General features: G+C 65.4%; 17 protein-coding genes and 1 pseudogene. 11 read left to right on the top strand and 7 right to left on the bottom strand.

From position 1 onward, the window contains the following. Window positions 1-14 precede the first annotated feature (14 nt). Window positions 15-2903, bottom strand: a complete 2889-nt coding sequence (locus JOF46_RS01580) for an exo-alpha-sialidase (protein ID WP_245347965.1) — start codon at window positions 2901-2903, stop codon at window positions 15-17. Window positions 2904-3210: 307 nt separating this feature from the next. On the opposite strand from JOF46_RS01580, the gene JOF46_RS01575 reads away from it, so the two are divergent. Beyond that, window positions 3211-3630 carry a helix-turn-helix domain-containing transcriptional regulator gene (locus tag JOF46_RS01575; protein ID WP_209905717.1) on the top strand — a complete coding sequence of 140 codons (420 nt, stop codon included), beginning with the start codon at window positions 3211-3213 and terminating at the stop codon, window positions 3628-3630. Between the two features lie 8 nt (window positions 3631-3638). Here the strand turns inward: JOF46_RS01575 and JOF46_RS01570 are convergent, their stop codons facing one another. From JOF46_RS01570 to JOF46_RS01560, 3 genes are all read right to left on the bottom strand, one after another. Then, window positions 3639-3968 carry a hypothetical protein gene (locus JOF46_RS01570; RefSeq protein ID WP_209905716.1) on the bottom strand — a complete coding sequence of 110 codons (330 nt, stop codon included), beginning with the start codon at window positions 3966-3968 and terminating at the stop codon, window positions 3639-3641. 191 nt (window positions 3969-4159) lie between these two features. After that, entirely contained in the window at window positions 4160-4684 is a 525-nt protein-coding gene (locus JOF46_RS01565) for a MarR family winged helix-turn-helix transcriptional regulator (RefSeq protein ID WP_209905715.1), read from the bottom strand. Between the two features lie 52 nt (window positions 4685-4736). Next, entirely contained in the window at window positions 4737-6452 is a 1716-nt protein-coding gene (locus JOF46_RS01560; protein WP_209905714.1) for an AMP-binding protein, read from the bottom strand. A gap of 142 nt (window positions 6453-6594) precedes the next feature. Between JOF46_RS01560 and JOF46_RS01555 the strand changes: the two genes are divergently transcribed. Next, entirely contained in the window at window positions 6595-7824 is a 1230-nt protein-coding gene (locus JOF46_RS01555; RefSeq protein ID WP_209905713.1) for an acyl-CoA dehydrogenase family protein, read from the top strand. Here the strand turns inward: JOF46_RS01555 and JOF46_RS01550 are convergent. Genes JOF46_RS01550 through JOF46_RS01540 form a run of 3 tightly spaced genes read right to left on the bottom strand, consistent with a single transcriptional unit; the run spans window position 7811 to window position 9860 of the window. Beyond that, a complete protein-coding gene (locus JOF46_RS01550) occupies window positions 7811-8503 on the bottom strand; it encodes a peptidyl-tRNA hydrolase (protein ID WP_342592331.1) in 693 nt (230 codons plus the stop codon). The two genes, JOF46_RS01555 and JOF46_RS01550, sit on opposite strands and share 14 nt — an antisense overlap. Before the next feature lie 32 nt (window positions 8504-8535). Continuing rightward, window positions 8536-9360 carry an ammonia-dependent NAD(+) synthetase gene (gene nadE, locus JOF46_RS01545; RefSeq protein ID WP_209905711.1) on the bottom strand — a complete coding sequence of 275 codons (825 nt, stop codon included), beginning with the start codon at window positions 9358-9360 and terminating at the stop codon, window positions 8536-8538. Window positions 9361-9407: 47 nt separating this feature from the next. Next, window positions 9408-9860: a MarR family winged helix-turn-helix transcriptional regulator gene (locus JOF46_RS01540; protein WP_113762850.1), complete on the bottom strand. Its 453-nt coding sequence runs from the start codon at window positions 9858-9860 to the stop codon at window positions 9408-9410. Window positions 9861-10012: 152 nt separating this feature from the next. On the opposite strand from JOF46_RS01540, the gene pyrE reads away from it, so the two are divergent. The 9 genes and pseudogenes from pyrE to JOF46_RS01495 all read left to right on the top strand — a co-directional run bounded on the left by pyrE (window position 10013) and on the right by JOF46_RS01495 (window position 17847). Further along, window positions 10013-10570: an orotate phosphoribosyltransferase gene (gene pyrE / locus JOF46_RS01535; protein ID WP_209905710.1), complete on the top strand. Its 558-nt coding sequence runs from the start codon at window positions 10013-10015 to the stop codon at window positions 10568-10570. A gap of 300 nt (window positions 10571-10870) precedes the next feature. Continuing rightward, window positions 10871-11173 carry an urease subunit gamma gene (locus JOF46_RS01530; RefSeq protein WP_113762848.1) on the top strand — a complete coding sequence of 101 codons (303 nt, stop codon included), beginning with the start codon at window positions 10871-10873 and terminating at the stop codon, window positions 11171-11173. A 19-nt stretch (window positions 11174-11192) separates the two neighbouring features. Then, a pseudogene (locus JOF46_RS22090) lies at window positions 11193-11495 on the top strand (urease subunit beta); the annotation flags it as partial. Between the two features lie 269 nt (window positions 11496-11764). Then, on the top strand, window positions 11765-13477 hold the full coding sequence (gene ureC, locus JOF46_RS01520; RefSeq protein ID WP_209905708.1) for an urease subunit alpha: 1713 nt from the start codon (window positions 11765-11767) through the stop codon (window positions 13475-13477). 28 nt (window positions 13478-13505) lie between these two features. Continuing rightward, on the top strand, window positions 13506-13979 hold the full coding sequence (gene ureE, locus JOF46_RS01515) for an urease accessory protein UreE (protein ID WP_209905707.1): 474 nt from the start codon (window positions 13506-13508) through the stop codon (window positions 13977-13979). After that, on the top strand, window positions 13960-14661 hold the full coding sequence (locus JOF46_RS01510) for an urease accessory protein UreF (protein ID WP_209905706.1): 702 nt from the start codon (window positions 13960-13962) through the stop codon (window positions 14659-14661). The genes ureE and JOF46_RS01510 overlap by 20 nt, the downstream gene beginning before the upstream one ends. Before the next feature lie 46 nt (window positions 14662-14707). Continuing rightward, window positions 14708-15322 carry an urease accessory protein UreG gene (gene ureG / locus JOF46_RS01505; RefSeq protein WP_209905705.1) on the top strand — a complete coding sequence of 205 codons (615 nt, stop codon included), beginning with the start codon at window positions 14708-14710 and terminating at the stop codon, window positions 15320-15322. A 17-nt stretch (window positions 15323-15339) separates the two neighbouring features. Further along, on the top strand, window positions 15340-16224 hold the full coding sequence (locus tag JOF46_RS01500) for an urease accessory protein UreD (RefSeq protein ID WP_245347964.1): 885 nt from the start codon (window positions 15340-15342) through the stop codon (window positions 16222-16224). Window positions 16225-16746: 522 nt separating this feature from the next. Beyond that, complete coding sequence (locus JOF46_RS01495) at window positions 16747-17847, top strand: ECF transporter S component (protein ID WP_209905703.1); 1101 nt, start codon at window positions 16747-16749, stop codon at window positions 17845-17847. Window positions 17848-17869: the final 22 nt, after the last annotated feature.

Below are 17869 nucleotides of genomic sequence, written 5' to 3'. Positions count from 1 at the left end.
GTTGCTGCGTGGAGTTACTTGACGGTGACCACGAGGGTCTTGGACCGGGTGGAACCTGCCGCGTTGGACAGCTCCGCGACGTACCGGTAGGTGCCCGGGGCCTTGTCGGTGAACGGGGTCTCGGCCTTCTGCGCCGCCGGGGTGGCGGAGGCCAGGTCCTGCGTGTCGATGGCGATGCCGTTCTCATACAGCGTGTACCCGGTGGCGTTGGTGCCTTGCCACAGGTTGGTGTGCACGGTGTAGGAGTCGGCGAACTTCGTCCCTTCCAGGCTGATGGCCGGGGCTGCCGGGTTGGCGTCGCGCACCTTCACGACCAGCGTTGCGGTTTCGGTGGTTCCTGCAGCGTTGGCCAGTTCCCCGCGGTAGCGGTAGGTGCCGTTGGGCTTGCCGGTCACTGCGACGAAGGCCTGCTGGGCCTCGGGGGTGTTGGCGGCGAGCTGTTGCGTGGAGATCGCCACGTCGTTTTCGTACAGCGTGAAGCTGGTGGCGTTGGTTCCCCAGGTCAGGTCCATGGTGACCCGGTAGTCGCCGTCGGACAGGCCGGTGTCCTGCCCGTTGTCGTGGGAGAGCACGGCCTTGGCAGGGGTGCCGGTGGCGTCCTCTCCGGGAACCTGGACCAATTCGATCCCGCCCAGGGTCGCGGCGGCCTCCAGCGCGGTGGCGCCGTTGGCGGCGGTGAACACCAGGGTGCGTTCGGCCAGTTCGCCGGCGGCCAGGTCCTCGGCCGTGACGGTGTGGGTCACCGTGGCCTGGACGCTGGCACCGGCGGCGAGCTCGCCGGCCACTGCGTGATCGCCGGCAATGGCGGTGAGCCTGACGTTGCCGGTGTTCTGCAGGGTGACGACGTGGGTGACGGTGTCGCCCACCGAGGCGTGGCCGTCCGCGTCGAGGTCCTGGAGCTCCGGGGCGCCCGAGGCGGCCTCGAGCTTGGGCGCCCGTGCCAGCAGGTCGACCTCGTCGCCAACGATCTCGTAGCTGTCGACCACGTCGTGGTAGACGCCGATGCGCCCGGAGGTCCACGTGGTCAGCGGGGTGAAGAAGCCGTCGAGCAGTTCCTCGTCGGTCACCGTGTGGCGCGGGGTGGTGCAGTTGTAGGAGGTTTCGGCGGCCAGGTTGCCGTAGCGGCAGTTGCCGGCCGGGCTCGCTTCGCCCACCGGCTTGGCGGCGAACGGGGCGAAGTTGCCCTCGGTCGGCACCACCCACTGGGCGATGTTCGAGGCGCTGGTTACCTTGAAGGAGTACGGGACCTTCTCGCCCGCGGCATACGGGTTGGCGGCGAGGTCGCGGTCGGTGTCGGTACGGGTGCCGGTGATCTCCAGGCCGGTGACTTCCTGGCCGGCGACCGTGGCGCGCACGTTGCCCTGGGCTTCGGTGCCGTCGGCGGCGGTGAAGACGGTCTGCAGCAGGTAGGAGCCATTGGCCGTGGCCGGGACCTTCACGTCAAGTTCCACGGTGCGCGATTCGCCGGGGGCCAGCTCGCCGATTTCCACGGTGTTCGCGGAGAACCGCTTGTCCGCGGTTAGCTTCAGCGAACCGCTGATCGCGGTGGCTTCCTGGTTGGTGATGGTCACCGGGAGCTGGTGGGTGGTTCCGGGATCGGCGTTGAAGTCTTCGGCGGCCTGTGGCGCGCAAACGTAGTTGATCCATTCCTCGTCGAAGGACGCGAACGGCATCGAATCGGTGTAGTTGCCCTCGTAGAGCACGCCGATCTTGCCGTCGGCCAGAGCCGTGGACGAGGAGTAGGCGGAGAAGCCGTGGCGGATGGTGCGCAGGCCCGGCCAGGTTGCACCGTCGTCGCAGGAGACGCGGGCGGAGACGTTCTGGCGTCCGGTCTGCGAGTTGGCGCCGGTGTACAGCAGCTTTTCCGCGTCCGCGCTTCCGGCCGCGGCGCCCGGGTGCAACTGGGTGATGTGGGCGTTGTTGGTGGGGTCGGGCAGGTTCTTGTCCTGCCTGGGCTCCGAGTAGCTGTGGCCGCCGTCGGTGGAGATCGCGACCTTGCGGTAGCCGCCGTTGGACGAGTCACGGGAGTTGAGCATGACCCGTCCGTCGGAGAGTTCCACGACCTTGTTCTCGTCCATGGAGGAGCCGACGAATTCGCCGCGCTGCCAGGTGGCGCCGTGGTCGTCCGAGTACACGGAGTAGGACTGGATGGTCCGGGAGCCGTCTGCCTGCTGCACATCACCGGCATACTGCTGGATCAGGCGGCCCTTGTATTCGCCGCGCGTGAGCTGGATGCCCTCGCCGGAGGTGGCGAACATGCTGCGCACGTCCCCGGCTTCCGGACTCCGGTCTGCGCCCGGCTTGACCACATCGGTGATCAGCCGTGGTTCGCTCCAGGTCAGGCCCCCGTCGGCGGATTCCACAACCGCGGCGCTGATGACTTGTCGGTCGGCGTCGTCGTTGCCGAAGGCGCTGCCGTGGAAGCCCTGGTCCTTGGAGTAGACGAAGAAGGCAAAGACCTTCCCGGATTCTGCGTCAACCACGTAGCTGGGATCGGAGTAGCCGTACTTCGGTCCGCCGGCATCGGCGATGTGGCCCGCGGCGATGGTGGTCAGCGGGCCCCAGGTCTCGCCGTTGTCCGTGGACCGGCGCTGGACGATGGTGTTGGGGTTCGGCGCGTCGGCCGAGCTTCCCGGGCGTGCGTCCCAGGAAGCCAGCACGACCCCGTCGCCCAGGTGGGCCAGGGCGGGGATGCGGTAGAACCAGTTGTTCTCGGTCCTGTCGGCGGCGAGGTTCTGTTCGCTGAAGCTTCCGGGGGTGGCGGTGGGGTCGGCGCCGGGGATGGCGGTGGCGCCGAACGCGGCACCCGCAGTGGCGGCCGGGAGGATCATGCTCAGCGCGGCCAGCGAGCCGAGCCAGGCGGCCTTCCGGCGTGCGCCCGGACGTTGGGGGGAATATGTCATGGTGTGCGGATTCCTTTCACACAGAATCGTTGGGGGCTGATTCGATCAGGACGTACGACGTAGGATGTCCTACGTAGATTATGTGAGTACGATCACCGATATGTGTGAATGTGACGCTCATCGGTGCGTCGCGCCGTGTTGCCGCGCCGGAGGCGCTGTTGCGCTGCCGTGGCGACGAGTGAAATGCCCCAGATGCGGGCGCCCCGGCGTCACTGCCAGCGGCCATTGATCCTTCTCCCCATCGCACCACCGCTTGAATTTGGCGTAACATAAATGTTACATTCAAGGTCGATATGAGGAGAGGCTGATGGAAGCATCAACCACATTTTGGGACGATTTGGTCGAGGACCTCGAGGATCCTGAGTTCCTCCGGGAATACGTCGTTGAATCAATGCGGATAGCCACCATCGATAACATCGTGAATGCGTTGGACGAAGCTCGCGAAGCGGCAGGGCTCACGAAGGCAAGTCTCGCCCGTGCCATTAGCGCTGATCCGGCAACAATGAGGCGGCTCTTTTCGGGGGGTGCTCCCAATCCAACTCTCGGAACGCTGGCCGAAGTGGCCGCAGCCCTGGGCCTAAGAGTGACGCTGGAGCCGCTGCCCGATCTTGAGCGGTCAAAGGTCACGCAGCCTCTGCTTGAGGGTCGATCGGCAAACACGGTGGACCTCGCCAAATACTTGGATGGGATCAGGCGCCCCAGCCGCTTGACCTCTGCCCCGGCGTAGGCAACGGGTCAGATTATGGTGCGTGGATTGCGCGCGAAGTATTCATGGCCAAGTTCGCGCACGGCAGCGTAATCATCATCGGACAGGGTCGTCCGAAACGGCTTGCCGCGGCCCTCGAAGACCACAAGCAAAGGCTTGACGATCCCCTGAGCCTCATAATCCAGTCTGCAAAATAGGCGGTACTGACTGCGTTTCGGCCCATCGACGCGAATTTCAAACCATCCTGCCATGCCATCGTGCATTGCTTCCCAGTACCCGCCGCCGGAAAACTTTTTGGAGGGGCCGCGGCTACCGCCGTGAGGACTGCGCGCATGGTCGATCGGACTTTTGGTGGACAAGATTGCAAAAAATCTCGACCCGGAGAAGCCTGACGGGGGTCATTGCTTTCGTGGCGCTTGAAATAGACCACCGAATGAACATCGTCGCTGGAGGGTGCCCGACTAACAGGTGACGGCGCATTGTTCGCTGAGGCGGATTCCTTGGCGGATCTGCGCTGATTTTTTTCTGGACTCATGATCTACCTCCACAATCACTCGGGGCCGGAAGCCTCCGGCGCAAAGTCGCCGGCATCCCGGCGGAACTTGGAGAAGATCCTGATCAATGTGGAGATGTCCCGGTCCGAAAAACCCGAGTCGGCAAAGACCGTGGCGTTCAGTTCCTTCGTTGCCGCGGCTGCCAGTTCGCGGCCCTGCGGGGACAGGGCGATGAGCGTGGTGCGCTTGTCGGTGGGGTGCTTGGTGCGGGCCACCAGCCCGGCGCGCTCCAGGCGGTCCACCGCGTTGGTCACGGACGTGGCATGCACCTGGAGCAGCGCGCTGGCCCTGTTCATGGCCAGCGCGCCGTCGCGGGTGAAGCTGAGCAGGGCGAGCATCTCGTAGCGGGCGAAGGTGAGTCCGAAGGGCTTGAGCACCGTTTCGGCGCGCTGCAAAAGGATCTGTTGCGTCCGCATCAGGGCGGTGATAGCCGCCATGGGCTCGGCAACTTCCTCCCATCCGTGGCGTTCCCAATTGCGTTGCGCTTCCAGGATCGGGTCGCGCGATAGTGGCTGGCTCAATTTTCCCTCCGGATAGAACTCGTGCCCCAGCTTATCCAAGCCCACGTGGGGATCAGGATTTCAGGGACGGGAAATCGTCGTCGCGGTATTCCATGCCCTGGGCTTCGAGCCCGCCGGTGCCTTCGTGGCGTGCCACTTCGTTGCGCCGCAGCTCCACCCGGCGGATCTTCCCGGAGATGGTCTTCGGAAGATCGGCGAATTCCAGACGGCGGATCCGTTTGTAGGGTGCCAGGTTTTCCCGGCAATGGCGCAGGATGCTTTCCGCCAATTCCGCCGAGGGCGCGTACCCCTCGGCGGCGACAACGAAGGCCTTGGGGACGGAGAGTCGCAGCGCATCGGGGGACGGGACCACCGCCGCCTCGGCCACCGCAGGGTGCTGGATCAGCACCGACTCCAGCTCGAAGGGGCTGAGCCGGTAGTCGCTGGACTTGAATACGTCATCCCCGCGCCCCACATAGGTGATGACGCCCTGTTCGTCCATCTCGGCCATGTCCCCGGTGTGGTAAACGCTGTCACGAAAGGCGTCCGCGGTCTTTTCCGCATCCCCGTAGTACGACTTCATCAGCCCCAGCGGGCGCGGATCCAGCCGCAGGCAGATTTCCCCCTCGCGTCCGGCCGCGCCGGTGGCCGGGTCAATCAGGACCACGTCGTAGCCGGGCATGGGGCGGCCCATGGCTCCGATCTTGATCGGCAGCCCCGGTGGGTTGGCGATCTGCACGGTGGTTTCGGTCTGTCCGAAGCCGTCGCGGATCGTTTGCCCCCACGCGCGGTTGACCTGGTCGATGACCTCCGCGTTCAGCGGCTCGCCGGCCGAGACGAGCTTGGTAGGCGGGTTCTTCAGCGCCGTGAGGTCGGCCTGGATGAGCAGCCGCCACACCGTGGGCGGTGCGCAGAAGCTGGTGACGGATTCGGCGTCCATCTGGGCCATGAGCGCCTTGGCGTCGAAGCGGTCGTAGTTGTAGAGGAAGACGGTGGCCTCTGCGATCCAGGGGGCGAAGAAGTTGCTCCACGCGTGCTTGGCCCAGCCCGGGGAAGCGACATTCAAGTGCACATCCCCGGGCTCCAGCCCGATCCAGAACATCGTGCTCAGGTGCCCGACCGGATAGGAGGTGTGGGTGTGCTCGACCAGCTTGGCCTTGGAGGTCGTGCCGGAGGTGAAATACAGCAGCAGGGTTTCGTCGGCCTTGGTGGGAACCTCGGGAACAAATTCCGCCGGGTGGCCGGCGCTGTCGCTGTAGTCGAGGGCGCCGGACGGTGCGTTGCCGTCGACGTGGATGACCGTGTAGTCGCCGGTGAGCTTGTCGAATTTTTGGGTGTCCCCGGTTCCGGCCAATGCCCAGCGTGCCCCGCCCCGATCTACCCTGTCCTGCAGGTCCGCGGGGGTCATCTGCGTGGTGGTGGGGATCATGACCATGCCGAGCTTGATGCCGGCGAGCATGATTTCCCAGAGCTCCACGCGGTTCCCCAGCATGACGATCATCTTTTCGCCGCGCTTCATCCCGATCGAGCGCATCCAGTTGGCGACCTGGCTGGAGCGGGCCGAAAGCTCGGCCCAGGTGCGGCGGGTCGAGGAGCCATCCTTCTCGACAATGACCAGGGCATTGGCGCCGGCGCGGGCGGAATCCTTGGCGACCGCATCGAACCAGTCGAGACCGAAGTTGAACTCGGTGAACGCCGGCCACTGGAACTCAGCCAGGGCGCCGGTGTAGTTGGTGCGCAAGTCCAGGAGCCGGTCGCGTGCCGCACGGAATTCTTCGGTAACCGTCATTGCCGTCCTTTCGTCCGGCCCCCAATTAGTAGGAAGACCTAGTGATTCGGATCACTTGCAAATATACTTTGATATCCAAGGGTTTGGAAGGGCTTGCAAACATCGAGCCAACCATTTCACCGGACAAGGAGTCACCCCTCTCATGCCACTGAGCGAGACCAGCGCATCACTCACCACAACCGGCCGCGAGCCATCTGCCAACAAGCTGCCATTTCCCGATGTGGACCTGATGCATATTTGGCAGCTGCTGGAACCGGGTGAACGAACCCGCTTGCGGGGCATCCGCGCCTTCCTGCAGGATCGGGTGCGCCCCGAATCCCTCGACTACTGGAACCGCGAGGAATTCCCGCACCACCTGCTGCGCGAGATGGCCGAATACGGCCTCGGGGGAATCGAACTGGAAGACAGCAGCGAACTGTTCAAGGGACTTGTGTATGTCGAGGCCGCCCGCGCCGATGTTTCACTCTCGGCCCTGATCGGCATCCACAACGAATTGATCGTCGGCATGATCCAGGAACTGGGATCGACCCAGCAGAAAGCGAGGTGGCTGCCCGCGCTGGCCCGGTTCACCGCGCTGGGCTCCTTCGCACTGACCGAACCCGACCATGGCTCCGACATCGCCGGGGGACTGTCCACCACCGCCACCCGCGAGGGCGATGAATGGGTCATCAGCGGCGCCAAGCGCTGGATCGGTGCGGCCTCCATGGCGGACTTTTCCCTGGTCTGGGCCCGGGACACCACGGACAACGAGATCAAGGCCTTCATCGTCGAATCGGACCGCCCCGGGTTCACCACCACCAAGATCTGCAACAAGATCGGCCTGCGGATCATGCAGAACGCCGACATCAAGCTGGACTCGGTGCGGGTGCCCGAAAGCAACAGGCTCCCCGGTGCCAGGACCTTCGCGGCCGCCAACGAACTACTCAAGCATTCGCGTGCCTGGGTCGGATGGCAGGCGGCCGGCGTGCAACTGGGGATCTTCGACATCGCGCGCGACTACGCGCTGGCGCGCACCCAGTTCGGTTCGCCCATTGCCGGGTTCCAGCTGGTGCAGCTGCCGCTGGCGGAAATCCTGGGCAACGCCATGGCCAGCCTTTCCCTCATGGCGGACGTGGCCCGGATCCAGGAAACCGGGCAACTTGAAATGGTCCAGGCCGCCATGGCCAAGTCGACCACCACCCGCCTTGCCCGCGAATCGGCGGCCAAGGGCCGCGCCCTGATGGGAGGCAACGGCGTGACCAGCGACTACGAGATGGCCAAGCTCTTCGGGGACGTGGAAATCCTGTACACCTATGAAGGCACGTACGAGATCAATTCATTGATCGTCGGCCGGGCCGTCACCGGACACTCGGCGTTCGTCAACCCACACTGACGAAGGCGGTTGCCGACCCCGGGGTGATCTCGGTCCGGCCGGCATCACGGATCACCGGACCGCTGGCCGCGCGGGCGTTCTTCCGGAACGCCTTGGAATCCAGCCGCTGGATCGACAGCGGGCACCCGGAGGACCGCCAGGCATCAAGCTCCTCCGGGTTTCCCTCCAGGACCCAGGCGAACAGCGCGTGGGCAGCCTGTGCGGCGGCCTTCCCGGTGCTCATCCCCAGCGAATCGTTCAGCGCAATGCGCACCGTCGTGGATTCCATGGGCTCGCCCGGCGGCAGCGTGGTTCCCGAAACCTGGAGCTTGGCCAGGCGCTTGGGCAGCGAGTCGGCCTGCATCGGGGCAAACCCCATGGCCCGTGCGGATCCGACCTCGGCCAGGACATGTCCGGGGAACTCCCCGGCGACCTTTGCGAACATCTTCGCGTCGGCCCGGCGGACGCTCTTGGCAAAGGCACCCTGCGCCCAGGGCCGCCAATACGGGTGCCGCGGGTTGGCCAGCAACGCGTTGACCGAGGCCAATGCCGCAACGGCAATGCCCTCGTCCTCCGGGCAGGGTTCCTCGCGGTCCACCAGCAGGATGATGGGCTGGACCAGCTCGCCGGTCGGATCCGGGAATTCCTCGGCCGCGGCGTCTTCGGTGCTCGATGCTTGGTCGTTCACGGTGTTTTCCACTGGCTCAATCCTTTGCGAAGTCAAGGGACGGCCTAGCTCTTCCACCATGTGTCAAAGATGGTGACAGGGGTGGTGCGCTTGTGTCGCGAGCGCAGGAACTTCGACTCGATGTTCTCCGCCGCGTCCCGGGGGATCTCACGACCCTCCAGGTAATCGTCGATGTGATCGTAGGTGATGCCCAGCTCGTCTTCGTCGGTGCGCAGCGGCTGCCCGTCGAGCAGGTCGGCGGTGGGGACCTTCTCCCACAATTGCTTCGGCGAGCCCAGGTGCCGCAGCAGCTCGCGGTTCTGGCGCTTGTTCAGTCCGTACAGCGGCAGGAGGTCCGCTCCGCCGTCCCCGAACTTGGTGAAGAAGCCGGTGACCGACTCTGCACCGTGGTCGGTGCCGATGACCAGCAGGTTGTCCTCGCCGGCCAGGGTGTACTGGGCGATCATGCGCATGCGCGCCTTGATGTTGCCCTTGTTGAAATCGGAAGTAGGGGTGCCCACGGCCTTGTGGAAGGCCGACTCGAGGCCATCGACGCCGGCCTTGACGTTGAAGGTCCGCTCCACGTCGGCGGCCACGAAGTCCAATGCGGCCTGCGCATCGTCCTCGTCGAGCTGGGTGCCGTAGGGAAGGCGCACCGCCACGAACCTGGCATCGGTTCCCGCGGCGCGCAGTTCCTCGGCAGCGAGCTGGGCCAGGCGCCCGGCCAGGGTGGAGTCCAGCCCTCCGGAAATGCCCAGCACAAACCCGTTGGTGTGCGTGGCAAGGAGGTACTCCTTGAGGAAATCAATGCGTGCACGGACCTCCGCGGCGGGATCGATCCGGGGCTTGACACCCATTTCCTTGATGATGACGGCCTGTAGTTCGCGCATGCCCCAAGCCTATCCCGTCCCCGGGACGAGACCTCGGGAGCATTGCCCTAGACGTCGGCCGGAGGCTTGTCGGGGTCCCAGCCGAGGTTGACGGCCATCTTCTTCAGGGAGTCGACGGTGGTGGAGTATTCCTCGGAGGTGATCCCCGCGCTGGACTCCTCGCGCATTTCGTCGACGATCTCGGTCAGCCGATCCAGCGACACCGCTCCGCGCTCGGTGAGCGTGAAGGTGTGCCCTTCCTCGGCAATCCAGCCCGATTCCACCAGTTCCGCCAGGTGCTCGGACGGGCTGGTCGGTTCGTCCTCGGCCTGGGCCTCGCCGAAGAACGGGGCGAGCGCCGCGGTGAGCTCCCCGCCGGTGGCCGGTCCCAGCGAGAGGACATTGAGTAATTGCCATTGCCGGCGCGTGACGCCGTGCTCTTCGAGGGAGTTGGCGAACTGCTCGGAAATGAGCGAGTCAACCAATTTAAGCCAGTAACCCAAAGGGCGAGAATCGGTCATGTCCCCACCCTAACCCCGGGACCACCTGCCTGTCTGTAGCGGGATCCCGGCGCCGCCACCCCAGGCCGGCCGGGACCGGAGCTTCGCAGGCCCGGGGGACATGCGGGCACGGCGAACGCGGGAGGGCCGAACTCCAAACTAGAATTGGACCCATGACCAACACTGCTGCCCGCGCACGCCTGCTCGAACTCATCAAGGAACTTGCCGTGGTCCACGGCAAGGTCATCCTTTCCTCCGGCAAGGAGGCCGACTACTACATCGACCTACGCCGCATCACCTTGCACCACGAGGCCGCGCCGCTGGTCGGCTCGGTCATGCTCGAAATGCTCGATGCGGCCGGCATCGACTTCACCAACGCCGGAGGCCTGACCATGGGCGCCGACCCGGTGGGCACCGCACTGATGCACGCCGCCGGACACAACGGACGTGCGATCGACGCGTTCGTGGTGCGCAAGGCACAGAAGTCCTACGGCATGGGCCGCCAGGTCGAGGGGCCCTCGGTCGAGGGCCGCAACGTCGTTGTCCTGGAAGACACCTCGACCACCGGCGGCTCCGCGCTGACCGCCGTCGAGGGCGTCCGCAAGGCCGGCGGCAACGTCGTTGCCGTGGCAGTGATCGTTGACCGCGACACCGGCTCCAAGGAGCGCATCGAGGCCGAGGCCGGGGTGCCGTACCTCTTCGCCTTCGGCAAGGACGAACTGGGGCTCTAGGCCCGTCCGCGCCACCGGGCCAAAGCCACGCGTCCCGCGGGTTTCACCAAGGGTGGAAACCGCGGGACGCGTGTTATATGCCGAGGTCAGCAACGGATTGGACGTCTTGGCGGGGCCGCCGCCCACGGGTGGGGAACCACGGGTGGACCACGGTGCTGGCGCGCCGCCCGAATCGGCGGCTGATTGCCGGTTTTCTTCTGCTATTCTTGCGATATCCACGGACCTCCCGGCGCATCTACCCGCCGGTTGAAGATAACGGGTGGCGTTTATGATTACCGCTGTTGAGAACTGGAGCCCTAGATGCATTTGACCCCGCGTGAGCACGAGAAACTCATGGTGGTTGTTGCCGCCGATTTGGCGCGCCGCCGCCAGGCCCGCGGACTGCTGCTCAACCACCCCGAGTCCGTCGCCATCATTACCTACGAACTCATTGAAGGTGCCCGGGACGGGCGCACGGTGGCCGACCTGATGAGCTACGGAACCACCATCCTGACCCGTGAGCAGGTCATGGAGGGGGTCGCCGACATGATTTCCGACGTGCAGGTCGAAGCGACCTTCCCCGACGGAACCAAGCTGGTCACCGTCCACAATCCGATTCGCTAGGCATAAGGGAGAGAAGATCATGAAACCGGGAGAATACATCCTGCGTGACGAGCCCGTGCTCTGCAATTCGGAGCTCGAAACCCGAATCCTGAACCTGGTCAACCACGGGGACCGCCCCATCCAGGTCGGATCGCATTACCACTTCGCCGAGGTCAACCCGCAGCTGGACCTGGACCGGGTCGCCGCCCGAGGCTTCCGCCTGGACATTCCCGCCGGCACCGCTGTGCGTTTCGAGCCCGGGGACGCCAAGACCGTCCACCTGGTCGAATTCTCCGGCCGCCGCCACGTCTACGGATTCCAGGACCGGGTGAACGGGCCGCTGGGCGAAACCATCCCCGCGGTCGAAACCGAGGCCATTGGCGGTTCCGCCGGCATCAACCCGGTGACCGAAGCGGAAATTGTTTCCGACTACGACATCGACCTGCCGAACCTGGGCCGCGAATCGGTGGGCTTCCACACCGACTTCGGCGTCGACGAGGTCGACGAATCCCTGCCGCCGCACCCCGACGAGGTGCGCCGCGCAACCGAGGAAAGCGAAAAGGCGGAAGCCGAGTCGGCTTCGAAGGAAGAGACGAAGGAGGAGGACCAGGCATGAGCTTCGAGATGAGCCGCAAGCACTATGCGGAAATGTACGGGCCTACCACCGGGGACGCCATTCGCCTGGCAGACACCGAGCTGCTGGCCGAGATCGAGCACGACTACACCAACTACGGCGACGAGGTCGTATTCGGCGGCGGCAAGGTCATTCGCGATGGCATGGGCCAAAACGGCCAGATGACCCGCGACCAGGACATCCCGGACACCGTCATCACCAACGTGGTGGTGCTGGACTACACCGGCATCTACAAGGCCGACGTGGCCCTGCGCGACGGGCACATCTTCAAGATCGGCAAGGCCGGCAACCCGGACATCACCAACGGGGTCAACATCACCATCGGTGCAGCCACCGACATCATTGCCGGTGAACACAAGATCCTCACCGCCGGGGCCATCGACACCCACGTGCACTTCGTGAGCCCACAGCAGATCCCCGTGGCGCTGGCCTCCGGCGTCACCACCATGATCGGCGGCGGCGCCGGGCCCTCCGACGCATCCAAGGCGACCACCGTGACCCCCGGCCCTTGGCACATCGCCCGGATGCTGCAGGCCGTGGAAAACCTGCCGATGAACATCGGCTTCCTGGGCAAGGGCCACGCCAGCGCGCGAGCACCGCTGGCCGAGCAGATCAGGGCCGGAGCCATCGGCCTGAAGATCCACGAGGACTGGGGAGCAACCCATTCCTCGATCGACAACTCCCTGAAGATCGCCGACGAATTCGACGTGCAGATCGCCATCCACGCCGACACGCTGAACGAATGCGGCTTCGTCGAGGACACCATCGAGGCCATCGACGGCCGCGTCATCCACACCTTCCACACCGAGGGCGCCGGCGGCGGGCACGCACCGGACATCATCCGCATGGCGGGCCTGCCCAACGTGCTGCCGGCCTCCACCAACCCGACCCTGCCGTACACGAACAACACGGTGGACGAGCACCTCGACATGCTCATGGTGGCACACCACCTCAACGCCGACATCCCCGAGGACGTGGCCTTTGCCGACTCGCGCATCCGCGCCGAGACCATCGCCGCGGAGGACGTGCTGCACGACATGGGCGTGTTCTCCATGACCTCCTCCGACTCCCAGGCCATGGGACGCGTCGGGGAGACGGTGCTGCGCACCTGGCAGGTCGCCGACGCCATGAAGCGCCAGCGCGGCAAGCTGGAGGGCGACCCGGAGGTCGGGGACAACTTCCGGATCAAGCGCTTCGTGGCGAAGTACACCATCAACCCGGCGATCGCCCACGGCATCTCCGATTCCATCGGCAGCATCGAGGAAGGCAAATTCGCCGACCTGGTGCTCTGGGATCCGGCCTTCTTCGGTGTGAAACCGGAGATGGTGATCAAGGGCGGGCTGATCGTGCAGTCGCTGATGGGCGACGCGAACGGCTCGATCCCCACCCCGCAGCCGCGCACGCTGCGAGAGAACTTCGGCGCGCTGGGCACAGCGGTGCACCAATCCTCGATCACCTTCCTGTCCCAGGCAGCCATCGAGGAGGGCGTTCCAGAACGCCTGCGGCTGCGCAAGGTCATCCGCCCGGTGTCGGGGATCCGCTCGCTGACCAAGGCAGACATGAAATTCAACGGAGAAACCCCGGACATCCAGGTCGACCCGCAGACCTACCAGGTCACCGTCGACGGCGTGCTGGCCACCTGCGAGCCCTCCAGCGTGCTGCCCATGGCCCAGCGCTACTTCCTCTTCTAAAACGACGGCAAGAACCACAAGGAGTTTCATGATCATCGAGCAGCTAACGGGGAACAAGAAAGATGTCCCCGAGGCCGAGCTGGCGAAGCTGCACGAGGAAAAAGTCGTGCTGCCTTCCTCGGCCCTGGTCAAGCGCATCCAGCGCGTCACCACCGACCACGGCCGGGAGCTGGGCATCCGCCTGGCCCCGGGACCCGACCTTGCCGACGGGGACATCCTCTTCCGCAACGAGAAGGAAATCATCACGATCTCGGTGCTGCCCACCGACGTCCTGGTCATTGCCCCGGGATCCGTCTTCGAGATGGGGCAGGTCGCGCACGCGCTGGGCAACCGGCACCTGCAGGCCCAGTTCTTCGACGCGGATTCCGACTACGGCACGGCGGTGATGGTGGTGCAGTACGACCACACCGTGGAGGACTTCCTCAAGCACCACCACACCCCGTACCAGCGCCAGGAACGCGTGATGCCGGTGCCGTTCCGCCATGCCGAACACACCCACTAGGAAGGCGGCGGGGCACCTGCTCACGCTGCTGCAACTGACCGACTCGGCGCTGCCCACCGGGGCGTTCAGCCACTCCATGGGCCTGGAAAGCTATCTGTCCACCCAGGCCGTGCACGACGAGGCCAGCTTCACGCTGTGGCTTGAAAAGTTCCTGTCCCAGTCGCTGGCCTACACCGACGGGCTCACCGTGCGCCTGGCCCACGAGGCCGCCGGGGGAGAGGAGCTGGCACGCATCGATGCGCTGGTGACTGCCGCGGCGGTGCCGCGACAGATCCGCGAGGCCGGGGTGAAGATGGGTGCGCGCATGCTGCATGTGGCCACCAGCGTCTTCCCCACCCCCGAGCTGGAGGCCTACCGCCTGCAGGTGGAATCCGGTGAATGCTCCGGGCATCCGGGCATCGCCTTCGCCCTGGGCGCGAAAGGTGCAGGCGCCCCGTGCGCGGACACCGTGGCCGCCTACCTGTTCTCGACCATCACCTCGCTGACGCAGAACGCGATCCGCGGGATCCCCATCGGGCAGAACGCCGGGCAGCGGGTGCTGCGGGCCATGCATGCCCCGGTGCTGGCGGCCGTTCAGACCATCTTCACCCTCGACGAGGAAGACCTGGGCGCGGCGGCACCGGGCCTGGAAATAGCGCAGATGCGCCACGAACACTTGCGCGCCCGCATGTTCATGTCCTGACCAGACGGACACGCGGCGCGCGAAACCCACAAAAGTAAGGAAGTGCATGATGGAACCGATTTGCATTGGCATCGGCGGGCCCGTGGGAGCGGGCAAGACCCAGCTCATCGAGCGGATCACCCGGCGGCTGAACGACGAGGTGTCGATGGCCGCGATCACCAACGACATCTACACCATCGAGGACGCCAAGATCCTGGCGGCCAACGGCGTGCTGCCGCTGGATCGGATCGTCGGCATCGAGACCGGCGGCTGCCCGCACACCGCGATCCGCGAGGACACCTCGATGAACTCCGCGGCCATCGAGGAGCTGAAGGCCAAGCACCCGGACCTGCAGATCATCTTCGTCGAATCCGGGGGAGACAACCTCTCGGCCACGTTCTCCCCGGAACTCGTTGACTTCTCCATCTACATCATCGACGTGGCCCAGGGCGAGAAGATCCCGCGCAAGGCCGGGCAGGGCATGATCAAGTCCGACCTGTTCATCATCAACAAGACCGACCTGGCCCCGTATGTGGGTGCCGACCTGTCGGTGATGGAACGCGATTCCAAGGAATTCCGCGGCGAGAAGCCCTTCTGCTTCACCAACCTCAAGACCGACGAGGGACTGGACACCGTCATCGACTGGCTCAAGCACGAGGTGCTGATGCTGGATCTGGGCTAGGGCCAATGGCACCGAAAATGGCCGAACAGCCGGCGATCCGGGAGCTGGGCCCCTCGCCCTTTGAAGGAACCAAGCTCGTCGGCGAGCTGCGCCTGCAGGTGGGCACGCGCGCCGGCAAGGCCATTGCCACGCGGCAGTACCACCAGGGCGCGCTGCGGATCCTGCGCCCGCACTACCTCGATGACACCGCCCAGGTCTGCTACACCATCGTGAACCCCGGGGGCGGGTACCTGGGCGGGGACAACTACGGCATCGAGGTCTCGGTGGACGAGGACACCTCGCTGCTGCTGACCACCCAGTCGGCGACCAAGGTCTACAAGACCCCGGGGACCTTTGCCCGCCAGGACATGGTGGTGCGCCTGGGGCCGGGCGCGGTGCTCGAATACGTGCCCGACCAGCTCATTGCCTACCGCGGAGCCAGCTACCGGCAGTTCACGCGGGTGGACATGCACCAGGACTCCAGCCTGCTTTTCTGCGAGGTGCTCACCCCCGGGTGGAGCCCGGACGGGAAGCTCTTCCGCTACGACGAGGTGCGCCTGCGCACCGAGGTCTCGGTGGACGGGCGCCTGGCGGTGCTGGACAACCTGCTGGTGCGGCCCGGGGAGGACTCGCTGGACTCACTGCTTTTCCTGCAGGACTTCACGCACGTGGGCATGCTGCTGGCCATCGATGCGAAGATCGGGGCGTCGGATGTCGAACGCATCCGCGAGCTGGCTTACCGCATCGGGGAAGCACAGCGCACGCCGGTGCACCTGGGCATCAGCCAGGTGCCGGGCCCGGGCGTCGCGGTGCGGGCACTGTCGAACTCCACCGAAGCCATCAACGCGGTCCTGATGGCCGTGGTCGACGAGCTTCGCCTCCACCTGAGGGGCCAAAAACCGCTGAACCTGCGCAAGTACTAGGGCGTGCGCCCCACACGCCAATGCAGGCGGCCCGGCACCCGGACCGAGGGGAGCTTGCGCAGGGAGCCAGATTCGTGTTCTCCCGCCGCGCGCAAGGTTCGGGCTTGCCGACCGGCCCCTGTACCCGGCACGCCCCCAAGTTTGGTCGTGCCGAGTACACGGGCGATCGTCCTGAAACCGCCACGGTTCTCGCCTCTGGATGCCAGACAGCGCCTTGGTATCAAATTCCAATTGAGTAATATACCCAGGGCCTGAACATCCCATGGTGCCGCGGGCCGAGGCTCTCGGTGGCCAGGACTCAAGATCGAGACGCCTGGTTTTCGATCGCTGGCCGCCACCCAACTCCCAAGATAGCTGACGCGGCAAGCGAAAATGCCCAAACTGCCGATTCTCGAACAACCCCGAACAAGGCCGAATTCTCCGAACGGGTCGTCACATCGTTCCTAGCGAGGCGGCCGGATGCCTAAGATTGCAGGTAATGCATTGCGCGGGAATCGCGCGACCGTTGCCAAAGAGGACCGAATGACCGACCAGCCCCGCGCAGCGGAAGCCCCTGCGGGCTCGTATGACGAAATTGCGCAGGACCTGCAGCGATTGCGCTTCGCCGCCGGCGACGTAGCCTACGCCGAGATCGTTCGGCGCATTGCCGCCCACCGGGAACGCAACGGCGTGGACGCCGGCAGTGCCCGACCGGCCCGCACCACCGTCTACGACGCCTTCCGGACCGGACGCACGCGGGTCAACCCCCATCTCGTCGGCGAAATTGCCCGCGTCCTCGGGGCCTCCGAAATCGAGGCCGCACAATGGGAGGAGCGGTGCCTTCTCGCCAGAAGGAACCCGCCGCCGGCGCCGGCCGTCATGCCCGAACCTGCCCCGTCGGACCCGCTGCCCGAGGTGGCCGAAACGGCGGCTCCGGCCAATGGCCGAAAACTCATGCTGATTTTGGCATGTATCGTTTTGAACGTCTTGGGGTTCACCCTCGTGGCCAGGTTGGGGCTGCCGCTCTACTTCGACATGGTGGGCACGGCGATAGCCGCAATCGCGCTTGGCCCCTGGGCGGGCGTGGCCGTGGGGTTGTCAACGAACGCCATTGGCCTGGGCATCACCGACTCTTCATCGATTGCCTTCGCGCTGGTCAACGTCGTCGGCGCCCTGGTGTGGGGGTACGGCGCCCGCCGCCTCCGGCTGTGCCAAACCTTCCCCAGATACCTGTTGCTCAATGTCCTGGTCGCCCTCAGCTGTTCGGTGGTCGCAACCACGTTGCTGGTCCTGCTGTTCAACGGCGGAACCGGCCACGCCTCGGAGAACACGACCCGGAACCTCGCCCAGATGGGCAATCCCCTGTCCGTGGCCGTCCTGGGATCGAATGTGGTTCATTCGTTGGCCGACAAACTGCTGACCGGCTTCATTGTCCTTGGCGCGCTGGGTGCCGTGCGGCGATGGATCGAGGTTCCGTTCTACGACACCCTGAGCGCCGACGTGATGCTCCACTTGAAAGCGGTCGGCAACCCCGTCCGCGGTGCCGGGGACGGTTCCCGTCCAGGGCCCGCCAACCTGTCGGTCCAAGGGCCGGTGCCCGGGTCCCGGAGGGGCTTCTCGAAACAGGTCGCCGATTCACCGTGAGCCGTCTCCCCGTCCGGAACCT

The organism is Paeniglutamicibacter psychrophenolicus (assembly GCF_017876575.1).
GTDB lineage: Bacteria > Actinomycetota > Actinomycetes > Actinomycetales > Micrococcaceae > Paeniglutamicibacter > Paeniglutamicibacter psychrophenolicus.
Note: the sequence above shows the minus strand (reverse complement) of the source record. Positions and strands in the feature narration are given on the sequence as shown.